We start from the raw sequence: 17,311 nt of genomic DNA, 5'->3' as shown, positions 1-17,311 counted from the left end.
TTTTTATTAGAAATTGAATAATAGCCCTTTCATTTCTGTTCGTAAACGACAAATTTGTAAACCATGAATTTGGTAAAGTATTTTAGAGGATAACTAATGAAACAAATCCCAATGACAGTGCGTGGTGCAGAATTACTACGTGAAGAATTAGATTTTTTAAAAAATGTGCGCCGACCACAAATCATTGATGCTATTGCAGAAGCGCGTGAACACGGCGATTTAAAAGAAAATGCAGAATATCATGCCGCACGTGAACAACAAGGTTTCTGTGAAGGGCGTATTCAAGAGATCGAAGGTAAATTAGCCAATGCACAAATTATCGATGTCACAAAAATGCAAAATAACGGTAAAGTGATTTTTGGTGCAACGGTGAGCTTAGTAAACGTGGATACAGATGAAGAAGTGACTTACCGTATTGTTGGTGATGATGAGGCGAACATCAAAGAAGGGCTTATTTCAGTGAATTCCCCGATTGCTCGCGGTTTGGTCGGAAAAGAAGTAGACGACTCGGTATCAATTACGACACCAGGCGGTAAAGTTGAATTTGATATTGTGGATGTTGAATATCTCTAAGACGTAACGAAAATAGAAAACAAGCGGTAAAATTTAAAGAAAATTTTACCGCTTGTACTTTTATGCCATAAATAGATCTCGATATTGAAGCAATTGGGCTTTGGTTAAACTGAATACACCTAAGCCGCCATTTTGGAATTCAATCCAATTGAATGGTACAGACGGGTATTGTTCCATTAAGTGAACCATACTATTACCCACTTCACAAACTAAGACGCCATTATCGGATAAATAATCTGCCGCTTGGGCTAAAATACGTTTCGTGATATTTAAGCCATCTTCACCAGAACCTAATGCTAATTCCGGCTCAAAGTGGAATTCTTCTGGCATATCATCTAAATCTTCCTGATCGACATAAGGCGGATTCGTCACAATTAAATCATATTTATCTTGAGGAATATCGTTAAACAGATCCGAGCTAATCGGGAATACACGATGAGAAAGTTGATGACGTTCGATGTTGATTTGCGCCACATCTAATGCATCTAAAGATAAATCTACGGCATCAACCTCTGCTTCAGGAAACGCAACGGCACAAGCGATAGCAATGCAGCCACTCCCTGTACACATATCTAAAATACGTTTAGGCGATGTTGGAATAAGCCCGTTAAACTGATGGCTAATCAGTTCACCAATTGGAGAGCGAGGAACAATAACACGCTCATCAACATAGAATTCCAAACCGCAGAACCAAGAGGAATTCGTTAAATAAGCAACCGGCTTACGAGAACCTAAGCGCTCTTGAATAAAATGAAAAACACGTGTTTTTTCTACATCAGTTAGGCGAGATTGATACATTACTTCAGGCACATCAGCAGGTAGATATAACGCATTGAGAACAAGTTGCTGCGCTTCATCCCAAGCATTGTCGTAGCCATGGCCGTAATAAAGATCAGAAGCATTAAAATAGCTATATGCCCAACGCATCATATCTTGAATGGTTTTTAAATCGCTTAAAGCACTTGAGGCTGAAATTTCCCCAAGGAGTTCTAAATTATGTTGATACATAAGTATTCCTTTCACTAAAATTTGCCGCATTATCGCTTTTTGGCTGTGATGTATCAACCCTTTTTATTATGTTAAAATAACGAAATCTAAGGAGAGCAGAATGTTAGAAAATGATGATTTAGCCTTGTTTCATGAAGCAATTAAAGGCACAAAGAAAATAAAGCAAGATACTTTTATTCCTAAAACGGCACCACGTAAAAAGGTAAGTGAATTACGAGAAATGCAGGAACAAAAGGATACAGAATTTTTCTTTTCAGACGAATACGAGCCGTTGTTAAAAGAAGAAAATGAAAAAATTAAGTATCTGCGTGAAGATATTGACCCCTATATTTTAAAACAATTACGACGTGGCGATTTCCAACCCGAACTTTTTTTAGACTTACATGGTTTAACGCGTGAGCAAGCCAAACGGGAATTGGCAGCTTTAATTTTAGCCTGTGAAAGAGAGCGAGTGTATTGCGCAAGTATTATGACGGGATTTGGGACTCGAACATTAAAAGATCAAATTCCTCGCTGGTTAGTTCAGCACCCTAAAGTCATCGCCCTTCATCAAGCTCCGAGAGAATGGGGCGGTGATGCTTCTATTCTTATTTTGGTAGAGCAACCAGAAAGTTTGGAAAGAAGATTATTTGAAAGATAAAAACCATTTTTCAAGCGGTCGTTTTTTTGCAGAATTTTGCAGAGATCCGACCGCTTGAGCTCTATTCTATTCGGTAAAAATCGTTAAAATACACGCCATTTTATTTCATTTCAAAAAAGGAGATTTTCAAGCATGACATTTCTTATTCTTGCGATTTTATGTAGCGTATCGGTCTCGGTCTTACTTAAAGTTGCACGGGCTAAAAATATTGTGATCGAACAGGCGATTGCATTTAATTATATTACAGCAATTGGATTATGTTATTTCTTACTTAAACCCGATTTTAAAGGGCTAGGTTTTACAGACTTTTTTATTCAAAGCGAGGCACAGCCTATTTTTCTGGCAATGGGGATTTTATTGCCAACCGTCTTTATTTTTATGTCGAGAGCGGTGGAGTATGCCGGGATCGTTAGGGCAGACGCGGCACAGCGATTAGCGTTATTCCTACAAATTATTGCTGCCGTCTTTTTATTTAACGAAACCTTAAGTGATTTACGTATTGTTGGCGTAATCGTGGCATTTCTTGCACTTTTCTGTTTGCTTTCTAAGCCAACTAACGAAATGGGTAATGCAGGAAAGGGTATGCTTTTCTTAGCACTTGTTTGGTTGGGGTATGGTACAACAGGTATTTTGTTTAAACAGATTGCTAAAATGGGGGGCGCTTTCCCAACAACGCTCTTTATTTCTTTTGTGTTAGCTTGTGCGATTATGTTTAGTTATTTGATGATTAAACGTACTCAATGGACTGTACCGAGTTTCTTTGGCGGTATTTTATTAGGTGTATTAAACTTCTTTAATATTCTCTTTTATATCAAAGCTCATCAGCATTTTAGTGATAGCCCAACGATTGTTTTTGCCGGTATGGACTTAGGGGTAATTTGTTTAGGGGCTTTAACAGGAGCGTTAGTCTTTAAAGAAAAAATCAGTAAACTCAATGGTGTGGGGATTTTATTAGGTCTTATTGCCATTGTGTTACTCTATGCAGAAAAACTTTTCGCTTAATGCTTTTTATTTCAGCCCAAGTTTCGACTTGGGCTTTTTACGGCTTGAGGAATCATCAGAAATCTTTATAATTTTATTTACCTACCTTTAAACTTCTTCTATCTATGCAGATGAATCTCTTTAAAAAATGTACCGAAAATTATGTAAACTGGGTCATTAAATTAGGAAAAACAAAATCGGCAATTCTGGGCTTTGTTGTGTTATGTATATTTGCAATTATTGTCCAAATTTTTTTAGATTATTTATTTTTAGGCAGAGTTCTCGTCCATGATATTTTACGCTCTGTTTTATTTGGGCTTATTTCTGCTCCTTTTGTAATCTATTTCTTTAATGTGATTGTAGAAAAGCTCGAAAAATCAAGAGTAAAACTTGAACAGAGTATTTATGAATTAGGTACTCTTCGAGAACAAGATTTTATTTTAAATAAACGTTTGGAAAAGAATAGCCAAGATAAAACCAAGTTAATGGCAACAATTAGCCATGAATTGCGTACGCCGTTAAATGGGATTATCGGGTTAAGCCGTATTTTATTAGAGGGCGAACTTGCCCCCAAGCAACGTGAATACTTAAAAACAATTAATATCAGTGCCGTATCTTTAGGTCATATTTTTAGCGATATTATTGATTTAGAAAAAATTGATAGCAAAAGAATTGAGTTATTTAATAAACCTGTTGAGTTTATTCAGCTAATCAATGATATCAATCATTTTGCCAATTTAATGGCAGGCAAAAAAGAGATTAAATTTCACTTAGAATATGCCAAACAACTTCCACATTATATCAATGTAGATAATGCTCGTTTGAGCCAAGTCATTTGGAATTTATTAAGTAATGCGGTTAAATTTACCCCAGAAAAAGGGGATGTTACTTTAAAAATTAATCAACTATCGCCTTCTTGTTTTCAATTTATTGTAATTGATTCTGGTATTGGTATTGCTAAAGAAGAGCAAGATAAAATTTTTAATATGTTTTATCAATCAGAACGTTCTGATGGTAATAAGGCTCAAGGAAGCGGTATAGGTTTAGCCGTATCAAAACATATTGCTCAGTTGATGGGGGGCGATTTAACTGTAGAGAGCCAATTAGGACAGGGCGCCACGTTTACACTAACTATTCAAGCTGAAGCGACTCACGCAGAACAAGATATTCAAGTCCAAAATTTAGGGCTTAAGGTATTGCTTGTGGAGGATGTTGAAGTCAATGTTATTGTCGCGAAAGCTATGCTAGAAAAATTTGGTTGTGAAATAGATGTGGCGATGAGTGGGGCAGAAGCCTATCGCCAATTTGAGCAACATAGCTACGATCTCATTTTATTGGATATTCAATTACCCGATACAACTGGCACATTAATTGCCCAAGAGCTTCGCCGCCGCTACGAAAATGAAGAAATTGATTATTTACCTTTAATGGTGGCTTTAACGGCAAATATAATGCAAACCAAATCAGAATACCAATCTCAAGGAATGGATGATGTGTTGCGTAAACCGCTTTCATTAGAAGCCTTGGCTAATTGTTTAAATGAACATTTTGGCGAAGTATTTTTGTTAAATAAATCAGAAAAACAACCGCTTGAAGGGATCATTCAACTTGATGAAAAAATTTATAATAAGCCAATGTTAGATGAATTGGTAAATGTACTGGGAAAATCAGGCGTTCAGGCAAACCTCGCTTTATTTGAAAAGCTAATGCCAGAATATATTGCTGAATTACAGCACGCTTTTCAGCAATGGAAAATAGATGATTCGCCTGAATACAGACAAATTTTAGCGACTCAAGCTCACAAAATGAAAGGTGCTTTTGCTTCGGTTGGGTTAAAACGCTTGCAAGAGATAGCACAACTCGCGCAAACAGATAATGGAACAGAATGGACAGAACATATCGCCTTTTGGGTAGAACAAATGGTCGAACTTTGGCAATCTGATTTAGAGGGACTACAAAAAATATGGGCGGAATAATCCGCCCACTTACTGTTTTACCATTTTTTTGTTTTTGGGGTTACAAACTCAATCCCTTTATCTTGATATGGGATGCCTTCTAATTGAAGTAAATATCTTTTGTTTGGTAATCCTCCACCAAAGCCCGTTAAAGCACTATTTTTACCCAAAACACGATGGCAAGGTATCAAAATGGAAATAGGGTTACGCCCAACGGCACCCCCAACGGCACGCATGGCATTTGGTTTACCGAGCTGATGGGCAATTTCGCCATAGCTCGTTGTTTTTCCGTAAGAAATGGTTCGAAGAATATGCCAAACCGCTTGTTGAAATTCGGTACCTTGAGGAGCGAGAAAATCTAATTGAGAAAAATCTATAGGCTCGGCTGCAAAATAGCGGTCTAAAATTTCGATTGTTTTGCAAAAAATTTTATAAACTTGACCGCTTGTCGGTGTCGCTTTGGTAAAAGATGAGATATCTGTGGTTTGTTGTTCTTGTTCAAATTCAATATAGATAAGTCCACACTCTTGAGCAAGTAATAATAAGCGCCCGACTGGGCTTTGGTAATAATGGTAATAAATTGTTGGTTTCATACATTCATTAAAATCAAAAGGCGTGTAAGCTAAGTTTACACGCCTTTTAAATTTTATTCACGCATTATGGTTAGAATTTATAATTAAGATTTAAACCATAGAGATAACCACGAGCTTTTGTTTTAAATGCTGCGCCATCTTCGTTGAAGCTAAAGCTTGTACCTCGTAAGAATGAGAAGCCACCATCAACGGAAAGATCAGGAGTAAAGCGGTAGGTCGCTCCTGCTGAATACCATACACGGTTAGTATCTGGGATCGAAATTGATGGACTTCTTACACTCGCACTGCGGTCATATGCCATACCTGCACGAAGCGTTAAATCTTCTGTTGCATCATAAGATACTCCTAATGCATAGCGGTTAGAATCACGGAAGTTCTCTGCTTTATGGAAGTAATGATATTGATCATCTAAACTGTAAGCATCAAGTTGTTTTAAACGAGACCATTCGGTACGTTTCCAGCTATATTGCACAGCAAAACGATCGGTTAGCTTATGATAACCTGATAATTCCCAGTAAGCCGGCAGATTTAGCGTTAATTTACCATCTTTTTCTACACCGTTTGTGGCAATGATTGAACCAAGATCATTAACAAGGGCATTGCGATATTTCCCTTTAAATTTCACGTCAATGGCTGAATGGTATGCTAAGCCCCAACGATGATTTTCGTTAAGTTCATATGTTAAACCTGCATTCCAACCGAAAGACCACTCATCGCCTTTGATACGAGAAACTTCGGTTTCTTTATTTGAAAGTGTATTTGCAGTAGCTCGTAATAGGCTTGCTGTTTGTCCTACTGTTGCATTAGGTGAGCGAGTTGCCAATCCTTGCAATGCTGCAACAGCAGTTGGATTTTGTGCTGCAATAGCTTGTAATGCAGGACTAGCTGGGATTGCTGCAACTAATTGTGTGAGTGTCATTGATTGATTTGGAAGGCGCTCTAAAAGCATCGCACCAGCATTTGCACGAGCAACACCTGCTTGAACAGCTGGATTATTTACTTGATCACCCAATGTACGGCGAACTTCTGCTTTTGAGTAAATGGCATTAACACCCGCACCAAAGCTAAAACCATAGCCAAGATCATAAGCACCACTTAAATTAAAGTTGTGTGCAGCAAGCTCTGTTTTTCCGCCCATCGTGCCAGCGTTAAAATCATTTGAATACTCAGATTTAAGACCATAATTTACGTTATAGCCTACACCTAATGCAAATTTATCCGTGATTGGTGTAACGAAATAAGCATTTGGGATTAATGATGTCGGTACGATGTTATTTTGATTTGCGCTATTTCCTAAAGCCGTTGTGCCTTTTACATGAAGATCTGTATCAATTAATACACCACCAGCAGAAAGTTCAGCACGTTTAAATTTAGTCATCAGTGCTGGGTTTGTTGCAACCACAGAAGCGTTATCCGCAACGGCTGCATTACCAGCATATGCCATACCTAAACCAGAGGTTGAAACTTCAGCTAATTGGAATGCTGCCGCATTTACACCACCAGCAACGAAAGTAATCGTTGTTGCAAGTAATGTTTTAGAAAATTTAGACATTTGTAGATCCTTTGTTATTGATATTTTAAAGGGATTGATAAAAATTCTCGGGGATTTTACGGAGCGAAAGCAGAGATTGCAATCTTTTGAAGGGGGAAATCAGGCTGTTCCGACCAGTTGGAGTGAACTTTGTTTAATTTTTGAAATAGATAATTTGTTCTTCTGTTTTTCAGTTTAAACTCAAGTGAAAAACATCTATAATAGGAAATTATGTTTTTTGTTTTACTCTCATTTGTAAAACCTTTCAAATCAATAAGTTTAAACCAAACCAAAATACTTGACTAAAATAGTCAAGTCAATCAAAATCAATATCGTTTTCAAGTCTTTCTTGAACGCCATTTAAATGAGGGCAAATTTATGAGATTAACGTCAAGAGGACGTTATGCAGTAACGGCAATTTTAGATATTGCTATTCATGGCAAAGAAGAACCGGTTAGCCTTGCAGATATTGCAGATCGTCAAGCCATTTCATTATCTTATTTAGAACAGCTTTTTGCACAATTACGCCGCGATGGTATCGTTCATAGTGTTCGAGGCCCTGGCGGGGGATATAAATTAGAAAAATCGCCGAAAGAAATTTCGGTGGGTATGATTATTGCGGCTGTGAATGAGAGTGTTGATGTGACCAAATGCAAAGGCAGCGGTAATTGCCGTAAAGATTCAACATGTTTAACTCATACATTGTGGGAACGTTTAGAGGAACAAATTGGTGTTTTTCTAAATACCGTTTCACTAGAAGATTTAGTTAAAGAGAATTCGGATCACGATTGTGAGAAATCACATTGTCATGAACATCCTCACAAACACTAAATTGCAAATTTCGATAAAAAACGACCGCTTGTCGTAAATTTAGGAGTAATAATGAAATTACCTATTTATTTAGATTATGCAGCAACAACGCCAATGGACGAACGTGTTGCAAAAAAAATGATGGAATATATGACCAAAGACGGTATCTTTGGTAACCCTGCATCTCGTTCACATAAATTTGGCTGGGAAGCGGAAGAAGCTGTTGATGTTGCTCGTAACCATATTGCTGATTTAATCGGTGCAGACAGCCGTGAAATCGTCTTCACATCAGGAGCAACAGAGTCTGATAACTTAGCAATCAAAGGCGCTGCGCACTTCTACCAAACGAAAGGTAAGCACATTATTACCGTAAAAACAGAGCATAAAGCGGTATTAGATACTTGCCGTCAATTAGAGCGTGAAGGTTTTGAGGTAACTTATTTAGAACCTGAAACAGACGGTTTATTGGATTTAGCGAAATTAGAAGCAGCAATTCGCCCGGATACAATTTTAATTTCAGTCATGCACGTAAACAATGAAATCGGTGTTATTCAAGACATCAAAGCTATTGGCGAAATGTGCCGTACGAAAAAAATTATTTTCCACGTTGATGCAACCCAATCTGTCGGTAAAATTCCAGTTAATGTGCAAGAGTTAAAAGTGGATTTAATGTCATTCTCTAGCCATAAACTTTACGGACCAAAAGGTATCGGCGGTTTATATGTATGCCGTAAGCCTCGTGTTCGTATCGAAGCGATTATTCACGGTGGTGGACACGAGCGTGGTATGCGTTCAGGCACATTACCTGTACACCAAATTGTAGGTATGGGCGAAGCGTATCGTATCGCAAAAGAAGAAATGGCAACTGAAATGCCTCGCATTAAAGCACTTCGTGATCGTTTATATAACGGCTTTAAAGATATTGAAGAAGTTTATGTAAACGGTTCTATGGAAGAAGGCAAACGTGTTGATAGCAATTTAAACATCAGCTTCAACTTCGTAGAAGGCGAATCGTTAATGATGGCATTACGTGATATTGCCGTATCATCAGGTTCTGCGTGTACATCAGCAAGTTTAGAGCCATCTTACGTATTACGTGCGATTGGTCGTGATGATGAATTAGCGCATAGTTCAATTCGTTTCTCATTAGGACGTTGGACAACTGAAGAAGAAATTGATTACACCATTGAAATCGTACGTAAAGCCATTGTGAAATTACGTGATCTTTCTCCATTATGGGAAATGTTCAAAGATGGTGTAGATTTATCAAAAATTGAGTGGAACCATCACTAATTTTTCATTGATATTATAAATAGGGTGGGGTAACCCCACCCCTACGAAATTCTGTGAAAGCAGAAAGATAGAGGAATACAAAAATGGCATACAGCGAAAAAGTAATCGATCATTACGAAAATCCACGTAATGTAGGAACATTCGATAAAGAAGCAGCAGATATTGGTACAGGTATGGTTGGCGCACCTGCGTGTGGTGATATTTTACGTTTACAAATTAAAGTGAACGATCAGGGGATTATTGAAGATGCACGCTTTAAAGCATATGGTTGTGGCTCTGCAATCGCTTCAAGTTCTTTAATTACTGAATGGGTAAAAGGTAAATCTTTAGAAGAAGCCGGTGCGATTAAAAATAGCGATATTGCTGAAGAGTTAGAATTACCGCCGGTAAAAGTTCACTGTTCAATTTTAGCGGAAGATGCAATTAAAGCAGCAATTGCAGATTACAAAGAAAAAAACGGTAAATAGTATTGAATAAGCGGTTGTATTTTGCAAAAAATTTGCGAAATCCGACCGCTTACAATTTTTTATAGCCATTTCCAAAATGATTGAAAGCATTTCAATGCTTTTGGAATTGATTATATTAAGGAGAAATAATGGCAATTACCCTTACAGAAGCTGCCGCAAATCGTGTAAAAACCTTCCTTGAAAATCGAGGTAAAGGTATCGGATTGCGTTTAGGTGTGAAAACTTCAGGTTGCTCAGGATTAGCTTATGTACTTGAATTTGTTGATGTTTTAAATGAAGATGATCACGTTTTTGAACAACACGGCGTAAAAGTTATTGTCGATGAGAAAAGTTTAACTTATCTTGATGGCACGCAATTAGACTTTGTCAAAGAAGGCTTAAATGAAGGCTTTAAATACACCAACCCAAATGTTAAAAATGAGTGCGGTTGTGGCGAAAGTTTTAGTGTTTAGAGGTTATTATGCATAATCCTTTTGAACTTTTCGGGTTACCCGTACAATTTCAGCTTGATCAAGCCTTACTTTCTGAACGTTATTTAAATCTGCAAAAAGAGCTCCATCCGGATAACTTCGCAAATCATTCTGCGGCAGAACAACGTTTGGCAATTGAGAAATCCGCTGATGTTAATCAAGCATTGCAAATCTTAAAAGATCCGATCTTAAGGGCTGAAGAAATCATCAAAATTCATACTGGCAAAGAAAAAAATTTAGAAGAAAAGAGTATGAAAGATATTGATTTTCTAATGCAACAAATGGAATGGCACGAAAAATTAGAAGCGATAGAACATCAACAAGATGAAGAAGCATTATTCTCTTTTTTAAAGTTTATTCAAACGGAACAAAAGCACATTTTACAGCAGTTAGAAAATGCACTAGAAAAAGCAGAATGGGCGATGGCAAATACCTTAACAGACAAACTTCGCTACTTTAAAAAGCTAATTTTTCAGATTGAGAAGGTTGAAGAAAAATTGTTAAAATTTTAGATGATTTATCTTTTGATAAACTTAGTGATATGAAATATGGTGAAATAAATAAACAAACAATTATATTGGCTGCAGATATAAAATTCTCAGAGCAATTAGAAACAACTATTAAATCTATTTGTTATCATAATACCAATTTAAATATTATTCTTTTAAATCGGGATTTTTCTAAAGAATGGTTTGAATATTTAAATACATATTTAAACCAAATAAACTGTGAAATTATTGATGCAAAAGTAAATTGTCATCAGCTTGAAGAATATAAAACTTTACCTCATATTTCATCAGCTTCGACCTTTTTTAGATATTTTATCCCGACATTTGTAAATGATGATAAAGTTCTTTATTTAGATTGTGATTTGGTTGTAAATGGTTCACTCTCTATCTTTTTTGATTTAGAACTTAATGATCATTATGTTGCGGCATCATTAGATGATATAGCTTTTAATTTTCATCAGAAAAGACATTTTAATGCTGGTGTTTTGTTAATTAATAATAAACTTTGGCGCGAACAAGAAATTACATTAAAAGCACTGGAGCTAACAGATAGGCTAAATGAAAAACTTGAAGATGGTGATCAAGAAGTATTAAATATTTTATTTCAAAACAATTGGATAGAATTAAATCCTTATTTAAATTATCTAGTTGGTGCAGAATATCTTTATCGAAGAAATGGAGTAACGCAATATATTCACCGTCAAGAAAATGATATTCCTCTTATCTTGCATTTTAATACAAAATATAAACCGTGGTTGCCAATAGATGGTGTACCATTCCGAGAATATTATTGGTTTTATTATAAATTAAATTGGTTGGATATTATTACCCGATATAAGGATAAATAGTGAAAAGTTTAGAAGAATTATTAGATAAAAACTCCGCATGGCTAATTTTAAGAGATTGGTTTACGCAAGCTAAAAATCATTATGAAATTTTAGTGAGTTATCCTGAAGATGCTAGTGCTGCGTTAGTTGGTATGCAGCTTTCAACCCGTTCGCCACTTGGTGCAATGGTGTATGAAACAGGTGGTGTATTAATTGATCACGGTTGGTTACGCATTTTAGGTTCGGGTAATGAAAAGTTGCCAAGAGGGCTTTTTGATTGGAACTTTGGTAAAACCTTTAAACAATCTGGCGAACAACCAAGCCATCTATTGGTTGCAGATGACGCTGTAGGTGGTTATTTTGCAATTAATGCCGGCGGATTAGGCTCAGAAGTGGGTAAAGTTTTTTATTATCATCCACTAAAAAAAGCGTGGCAGAATACCAATTTAGGCTACTCCGAATTTTTAGGCTGGGCATTAGCCGGCGATTTAAATGCTTTCTATCAAGAGTTACGTTGGGATAATTGGCAATCAGATGTTGAAAAATTGCAAGGTCACCAAATTTTGAGTGGCGAAAATCATATTGCTGTTCCGGTAGAAAGACATTATCAAAATGAATTCGCTCCTGAAAATATGGGGTATTCAGTAGCATAAAAAGAATATGATGAGGAAAGAACACGATTTTTAAATTTACAAGGTTTTAAGGTGTTACGCTTTTGGAATAATGAAGTTTATGCTTCATTGGAAAGTGTATTAGATACAATTTTTTATGCAGTAGAGAACCCCTCTCTCTGATTTTTGCTTCTGAACGAAGCAAAAATCTGTCTCTCTCCCACAAGGGGAGAGAGTTATCTCTTCTGCAAATTATAAAAATTTAACTATTTAGCATTAAGACTATTTCCTTTTTCTAGAAGGGAAATCATTTACTAGAGAAAAATAAATAATGGCATTACTTCAAATTGCGGAACCGGGGCAAACAGCTGCACCGCACCAACATCGTTTGGCGGTCGGGATTGATCTTGGTACAACCAATTCATTAGTCGCAAGTGTTCGTAGCGGTACGACAACCGTACTACTTGATGAGAAAGAGCGAGCATTAGTACCGTCAGTGGTGCATTATGGGGCAGAACGCAAAACAGTTGGGGTAGAAGCATTTGCACAGGCTTCAACGGATCCTCAGAATACAATTATTTCAGCAAAACGTTTAATCGGCCGCTCTTTGAGTGATGTTCAAACACGTTATCCTGATCTGCCATATCAATTTTCAGCAACCGATAACGGCTTACCTCTTATTCAAACAAAGCAAGGTAATAAAAGCCCGATTGAAGTGTCTGCTGATATTTTAAGTCACTTAAATCAATTTGCAGAGCAACGTTTAGGTGGCGAATTATCAGGCGTGGTTATTACAGTTCCGGCATATTTTGATGATGCACAACGCCAAAGTACAAAAGATGCTGCTCGTTTAGCTGGCTTGAATGTTTTACGTTTATTAAACGAACCAACAGCAGCGGCAATAGCTTATGGTTTAGATAGTGGGCAGGAAGGTGTTATTGCTGTTTATGATTTAGGTGGCGGTACTTTTGATATTTCAATTTTGCGTTTAAGTCGAGGCGTGTTTGAAGTGTTAGCTACTGGAGGCGATACTGCGCTAGGTGGTGATGATTTTGATCATCTATTGGCAAACTGGATTTCAGAACAAGCAGGTTATAAACCACAAACAGCAAATGAACAACGTGAATTATTAACATTAGCTACTCAAACCAAAATTGCACTTTCGCAAGCGGATGAAATTGATGTGAAATTTGCAAATTGGCAAGGTCGTATCTCCCGCTTGCAATTTAATGAGCTTATTCAACCGCTTGTCAGACGTTCTTTAATGACTTGCCGCCGTGCATTAAAAGATGCCAGCGTTGAAAACGAAGAAATTAGAGAAGTTGTTATGGTTGGCGGTTCAACGAGAGTGCCTTTTGTGCGTGAACAAGTGGGCGAGTTTTTCGGGAAAACACCTTTAACCTCTATTGACCCAGATAAAGTGGTGGCGTTAGGGGCTGCCATCCAAGCCGATATTTTGGTAGGAAATAAACCTGATAGCGATATGCTATTGCTGGACGTGGTTCCATTATCATTAGGCATTGAAACAATGGGGGGATTGGTTGAGAAAATCATTCCTCGTAACACGACAATCCCTGTGGCACGAGCCCAAGAGTTTACGACAGCTAAAGATGGGCAAACCGCAATGTCGGTGCACGTGTTACAAGGCGAACGTGAATTAGTTGAAGATTGTCGCTCTCTTGGTCGTTTTACATTGCGTGGTATTCCTCCAATGGTGGCGGGTGCTGCAACAATTCGAGTGACATATCAAGTGGATGCCGATGGTTTATTAAGTGTTACGGCAATGGAAAAAAGCACGAAAGTGCAGGCTTCTATTCAAATTAAACCCTCTTACGGCTTAACGGATGAAGAAGTCACACAAATGATTAAGTCATCTATGGCGAATGCCAAAGAAGATATGGAAGCTCGTCAGCTTGCTGAACAACGAGTTGAAGCAGATCGTACGATTGATACCGTGATTTCTGCGTTACAACAAGATGGGGCAGAAGTATTAAGCGTTGAAGAATTTAAAGCGATTGAAGCCCAAATTCAGCAGTTATTGGATTTGAAAAAAGGAACGGATCGTTTTGCTATTCAACAAGGTATTAAAGATTTAGATCTTGCTACGCAAGAATTTGCGGCAAGACGAATGAATTTATCTATCCAAAAAGCCTTAGCGGGTAAAACGGTAGATGAAGTGATGAATTAAAATCGATAGAAAGAATGGTAGGGGTGGGGCGATGTGCCCGCCCCCTACAAATAAACAGAAAATATAGAGGACATTATGCCAAAAGTAGTTTTTCTTCCACATGAAGAATTTTGCCCAGAGGGTATGGTTGTTGAAGCTCAAACCGGCGAAAACTTATTAGAAGTTGCTCACAATGCAGGGGTTGAAATTCATCACGCTTGTGATGGTTCTTGTGCTTGTACGACTTGCCACGTGGTTATTCGTGAAGGCTTTGATTCATTAAACGAAAGCTCGGATCAAGAAGAAGATATGTTAGATAAAGCTTGGGGTTTAGAAATGGAAAGTCGTTTAAGTTGCCAATGTGTTATTGGTGATGAAGACTTAGTTGTTGAAATTCCAAAATATAACTTAAACCACGCAAATGAGGCCGCACACTAATGAAATGGACTGATGTAAGAATGATCGCAGAAAATCTGTATGATATGAACCCAGATTTAGATCCAACCACCGTACGTTTTACTGATATGCACAAATGGATTTGTGAAATGGAAGATTTTGATGATGATCCGGAAGCATCAAATGAACAAATTTTAGAAGCAATTTTAACGATTTGGTTAGAAGAGTACGAATAAAAAAGAGGGAATGGAGATAACTTCATTCCCTCTTTTCTTGCTATTTTGTGATAACGTTCACAAATTTAATAAAAATATTCAGCCTTTAAGCCTAATATTCCCTATAATAACGCCCCCTTTCTTAATTTCTATAAGGATTACTCATTATGATGAACAGAAGACGTTTTCTTCAAATCGGTGCTACCACCGTATTAGCGATTAGTGCAAACCGTTTTGCATTTGCTGCCGGCGATAGTAAAGTGGCTCTACGTGTTATTGGTACAACAGATATTCATAGTTTTTTAACGGATTTTGACTACTATAAAGACGCGCCTACGGCTAAATTCGGTTTTACTCGTGCAGCGACCTTAATTGAACAAGCACGTAAAGAAGCGAAAAACAGTGTTCTTGTTGATAATGGCGACTTAATTCAAGGTAATCCGATTGCAGATTATCAAGCAGCGGTTGGTTATAAAGAAGGGAAATCTAACCCTGCGATTGAGGCGTTAAACCTAATGAAATACGATGTAGGGACATTAGGTAACCATGAATTTAACTACGGTTTAAAATATCTTGATGATGCAATCAAAGAAGCAAAATTCCCAATTATCAATGCGAACATCGTTAAACCGGGTACTGACGAACCCGTCTACCAACCATACTTCATTCAGAAAAAAGAAGTGGTTGATGAAGATGGCGTGAAACATACTTTAAATGTGGGCTATATCGGATTCGTTCCACCACAAGTGATGGTGTGGGATAAAGCAAATTTAGAAGGTAAAGTGGAAGCTCGCGATATTGTGAAAACGGCTGAAAAATACGTGCCAATCGTGAAAAAAGCCGGTGCAGATGTTATTATTGCATTAGCTCATACCGGTCCTTCAGACGAACCTTATAAAGAAGGTGCAGAAAACTCAGCGTTCTACCTTGCTGATGTAAAAGGCATTGATGCGGTGATTTTTGGTCACTCACACCGTTTATTCCCAAATAAAGAGTTCGCAAAATCGCCAAATGCCGATATTGAAAAAGGCACAATGAAGGGTATCCCTGAAGCGATGGCAGGTTACTGGGCGAATAATATCAGCGTGGTGGATTTAACCCTAGCTAAACAAAAAGGTAAATGGATTGTAGTTGATGGTAAAGCGGTATTACGCCCAATCTATGATAATGAGAAAAAAGCCGCAACGGTAGAAAATCACCCTGAGGTTGCTGCGTTATTACAACCGGTTCACGAAGCAACGCGTAAATTCGTGTCACAACCAATCGGTAAAGCGACAGACAATATGTACAGCTACCTTGCTTTAGTTCAAGATGACCCGACAGTACAAATTGTGAACCAAGCTCAAAAAGCCTATGTGGAAAATATTGTGAAAGGATTGCCACAGCTAGCAGGTTTACCAATTTTAAGTGCAGGGGCACCGTTTAAAGCAGGCGGTCGTAAAAACGACCCGAACGGTTATACTGAAGTAAACAAAGGCGAATTGACTTTCCGTAACGCAGCGGATTTATATCTCTATCCAAATACACTTGTCGTTGTTAAAGTCACAGGCGAAGAGTTAAAAGAGTGGTTAGAGTGCAGTGCAGGTATGTTTAAACAAATCGACCCAGCGAATGAACAGCCACAAAGTTTATTAGATTGGGAAGGTTTCCGCACTTATAACTTTGACGTGATTGATGGAGTTCAATATCAATATGATCTGACTCAACCAGCCCGTTATGATGGCGAAATGAAGCTGATTAATGAAAAAGCCCATCGTGTTGTGAATTTAACCTATAACGGCAAACAGGTTGATCCAAAAGCAGAATTTTTGATTGCAACCAACAACTACCGTGCATATAGCAATAAATTCCCTGGTACTGGAGAAGAGCATATCGTCTTTGCAGCACCGGATGAAAATCGCCAAATTTTAGCGAACTATATTACCGCTGAAAGTAAAGCGAAAGGTCAAGTTAGCCCTGCAGCAGACAAAAACTGGCGTATTGCGCCGATTGCCGCTAAAGGTAAATTAGATGTACGCTTCGAAACTTCGCCAAGCGATAAAGCAAAAGCCTTTATTGCAGAAAAAGCGCAATATCCAATGTCATTCGTTGGTACTGATGAAACAGGCTTTGCGATTTATCAGATTGATTTGACGAAGTAGTGAGCTAAGTGAAATTAAAAGGTATAGTTTACAAAAACACACTTTTGTTTACTATACCTTTATTATGCTTCTAACTTTTTGGAGCTCACTATCATGCAGCATTTTACCCGAGATATACTTGAGG

The 17,311-nt window shown here is 37.7% G+C and carries 18 protein-coding genes and 1 pseudogene; 16 read left to right on the top strand and 3 right to left on the bottom strand.

From position 1 onward, the window contains the following. The first annotated feature begins 96 nt into the window (after window positions 1–96). On the top strand, window positions 97–573 hold the full coding sequence (gene greA, locus DDU33_RS09465) for a transcription elongation factor GreA (protein ID WP_005821080.1): 477 nt from the start codon (window positions 97–99) through the stop codon (window positions 571–573). A gap of 60 nt (window positions 574–633) precedes the next feature. Here greA and prmB read toward each other — a convergent pair whose 3' ends face one another. Continuing rightward, a complete protein-coding gene (gene prmB / locus DDU33_RS09460; protein WP_005821078.1) occupies window positions 634–1,581 on the bottom strand; it encodes a 50S ribosomal protein L3 N(5)-glutamine methyltransferase in 948 nt (315 codons plus the stop codon). 100 nt (window positions 1,582–1,681) lie between these two features. Between prmB and smrB the strand changes: the two genes are divergently transcribed. From smrB to DDU33_RS09445, 3 genes are all read left to right on the top strand, one after another. Then, window positions 1,682–2,221 (top strand): endonuclease SmrB, encoded by a 540-nt coding sequence (gene smrB, locus DDU33_RS09455; RefSeq protein ID WP_005821076.1) that lies wholly within the window; start codon window positions 1,682–1,684, stop codon window positions 2,219–2,221. Between the two features lie 132 nt (window positions 2,222–2,353). Beyond that, the gene (locus DDU33_RS09450) at window positions 2,354–3,223 is read left to right on the top strand and encodes a DMT family transporter (protein ID WP_005821074.1); all 870 of its coding nucleotides are present in this window, start codon (window positions 2,354–2,356) and stop codon (window positions 3,221–3,223) included. 110 nt (window positions 3,224–3,333) lie between these two features. Then, window positions 3,334–5,178: an ATP-binding protein gene (locus DDU33_RS09445; RefSeq protein WP_108924864.1), complete on the top strand. Its 1,845-nt coding sequence runs from the start codon at window positions 3,334–3,336 to the stop codon at window positions 5,176–5,178. A gap of 17 nt (window positions 5,179–5,195) precedes the next feature. Here the strand turns inward: DDU33_RS09445 and DDU33_RS09440 are convergent, their stop codons facing one another. Further along, the gene (locus DDU33_RS09440; RefSeq protein ID WP_108924863.1) at window positions 5,196–5,750 is read right to left on the bottom strand and encodes a methylated-DNA--[protein]-cysteine S-methyltransferase; all 555 of its coding nucleotides are present in this window, start codon (window positions 5,748–5,750) and stop codon (window positions 5,196–5,198) included. 70 nt (window positions 5,751–5,820) lie between these two features. After that, window positions 5,821–7,302, bottom strand: coding sequence for an outer membrane protein transport protein (locus DDU33_RS09435; RefSeq protein ID WP_108924862.1), 1,482 nt, complete (start codon window positions 7,300–7,302; stop codon window positions 5,821–5,823). 357 nt (window positions 7,303–7,659) lie between these two features. Between DDU33_RS09435 and DDU33_RS09430 the strand changes: the two genes are divergently transcribed. The 12 genes and pseudogenes from DDU33_RS09430 to cpdB all read left to right on the top strand — a co-directional run bounded on the left by DDU33_RS09430 (window position 7,660) and on the right by cpdB (window position 17,187). Then, complete coding sequence (locus tag DDU33_RS09430) at window positions 7,660–8,112, top strand: Rrf2 family transcriptional regulator (protein ID WP_005821066.1); 453 nt, start codon at window positions 7,660–7,662, stop codon at window positions 8,110–8,112. A gap of 51 nt (window positions 8,113–8,163) precedes the next feature. Continuing rightward, window positions 8,164–9,384, top strand: a complete 1,221-nt coding sequence (locus DDU33_RS09425) for an IscS subfamily cysteine desulfurase (RefSeq protein ID WP_108924861.1) — start codon at window positions 8,164–8,166, stop codon at window positions 9,382–9,384. A gap of 83 nt (window positions 9,385–9,467) precedes the next feature. Further along, a complete protein-coding gene (gene iscU, locus DDU33_RS09420; protein ID WP_005821062.1) occupies window positions 9,468–9,851 on the top strand; it encodes a Fe-S cluster assembly scaffold IscU in 384 nt (127 codons plus the stop codon). A gap of 128 nt (window positions 9,852–9,979) precedes the next feature. After that, window positions 9,980–10,303 (top strand): iron-sulfur cluster assembly protein IscA, encoded by a 324-nt coding sequence (gene iscA, locus DDU33_RS09415; RefSeq protein WP_005821060.1) that lies wholly within the window; start codon window positions 9,980–9,982, stop codon window positions 10,301–10,303. Between the two features lie 8 nt (window positions 10,304–10,311). After that, entirely contained in the window at window positions 10,312–10,833 is a 522-nt protein-coding gene (gene hscB, locus DDU33_RS09410) for a Fe-S protein assembly co-chaperone HscB (protein ID WP_005821058.1), read from the top strand. A gap of 29 nt (window positions 10,834–10,862) precedes the next feature. Continuing rightward, a complete protein-coding gene (locus DDU33_RS09405) occupies window positions 10,863–11,678 on the top strand; it encodes a glycosyltransferase family 8 protein (protein ID WP_108924860.1) in 816 nt (271 codons plus the stop codon). After that, entirely contained in the window at window positions 11,678–12,310 is a 633-nt protein-coding gene (locus DDU33_RS09400; RefSeq protein WP_005821054.1) for a DUF2625 family protein, read from the top strand. The genes DDU33_RS09405 and DDU33_RS09400 overlap by 1 nt, the downstream gene beginning before the upstream one ends. 15 nt (window positions 12,311–12,325) lie before the next feature. After that, window positions 12,326–12,451: pseudogene (locus DDU33_RS11010) on the top strand (DUF559 domain-containing protein); the annotation flags it as partial. Between the two features lie 148 nt (window positions 12,452–12,599). Further along, complete coding sequence (gene hscA, locus DDU33_RS09390) at window positions 12,600–14,456, top strand: Fe-S protein assembly chaperone HscA (RefSeq protein ID WP_108924859.1); 1,857 nt, start codon at window positions 12,600–12,602, stop codon at window positions 14,454–14,456. 75 nt (window positions 14,457–14,531) lie between these two features. Beyond that, window positions 14,532–14,873, top strand: coding sequence for an ISC system 2Fe-2S type ferredoxin (gene fdx, locus DDU33_RS09385; RefSeq protein WP_005818964.1), 342 nt, complete (start codon window positions 14,532–14,534; stop codon window positions 14,871–14,873). Further along, window positions 14,873–15,067, top strand: coding sequence for a Fe-S cluster assembly protein IscX (iscX, locus tag DDU33_RS09380; RefSeq protein ID WP_005818965.1), 195 nt, complete (start codon window positions 14,873–14,875; stop codon window positions 15,065–15,067). Before fdx ends, iscX begins: the two co-directional genes overlap by 1 nt. A gap of 146 nt (window positions 15,068–15,213) precedes the next feature. Further along, window positions 15,214–17,187 (top strand): 2',3'-cyclic-nucleotide 2'-phosphodiesterase, encoded by a 1,974-nt coding sequence (gene cpdB / locus DDU33_RS09375; RefSeq protein ID WP_108924858.1) that lies wholly within the window; start codon window positions 15,214–15,216, stop codon window positions 17,185–17,187. Window positions 17,188–17,311: the final 124 nt, after the last annotated feature.

The sequence above is a fragment of the Actinobacillus porcitonsillarum genome, from assembly GCF_003101015.1.
Taxonomy (GTDB): Bacteria; Pseudomonadota; Gammaproteobacteria; order Enterobacterales; family Pasteurellaceae; genus Haemophilus_A; species Haemophilus_A porcitonsillarum.
The sequence above is the reverse complement of the archived record's forward strand: the minus strand, read 5'-3'. Positions and strand labels throughout refer to the sequence as shown.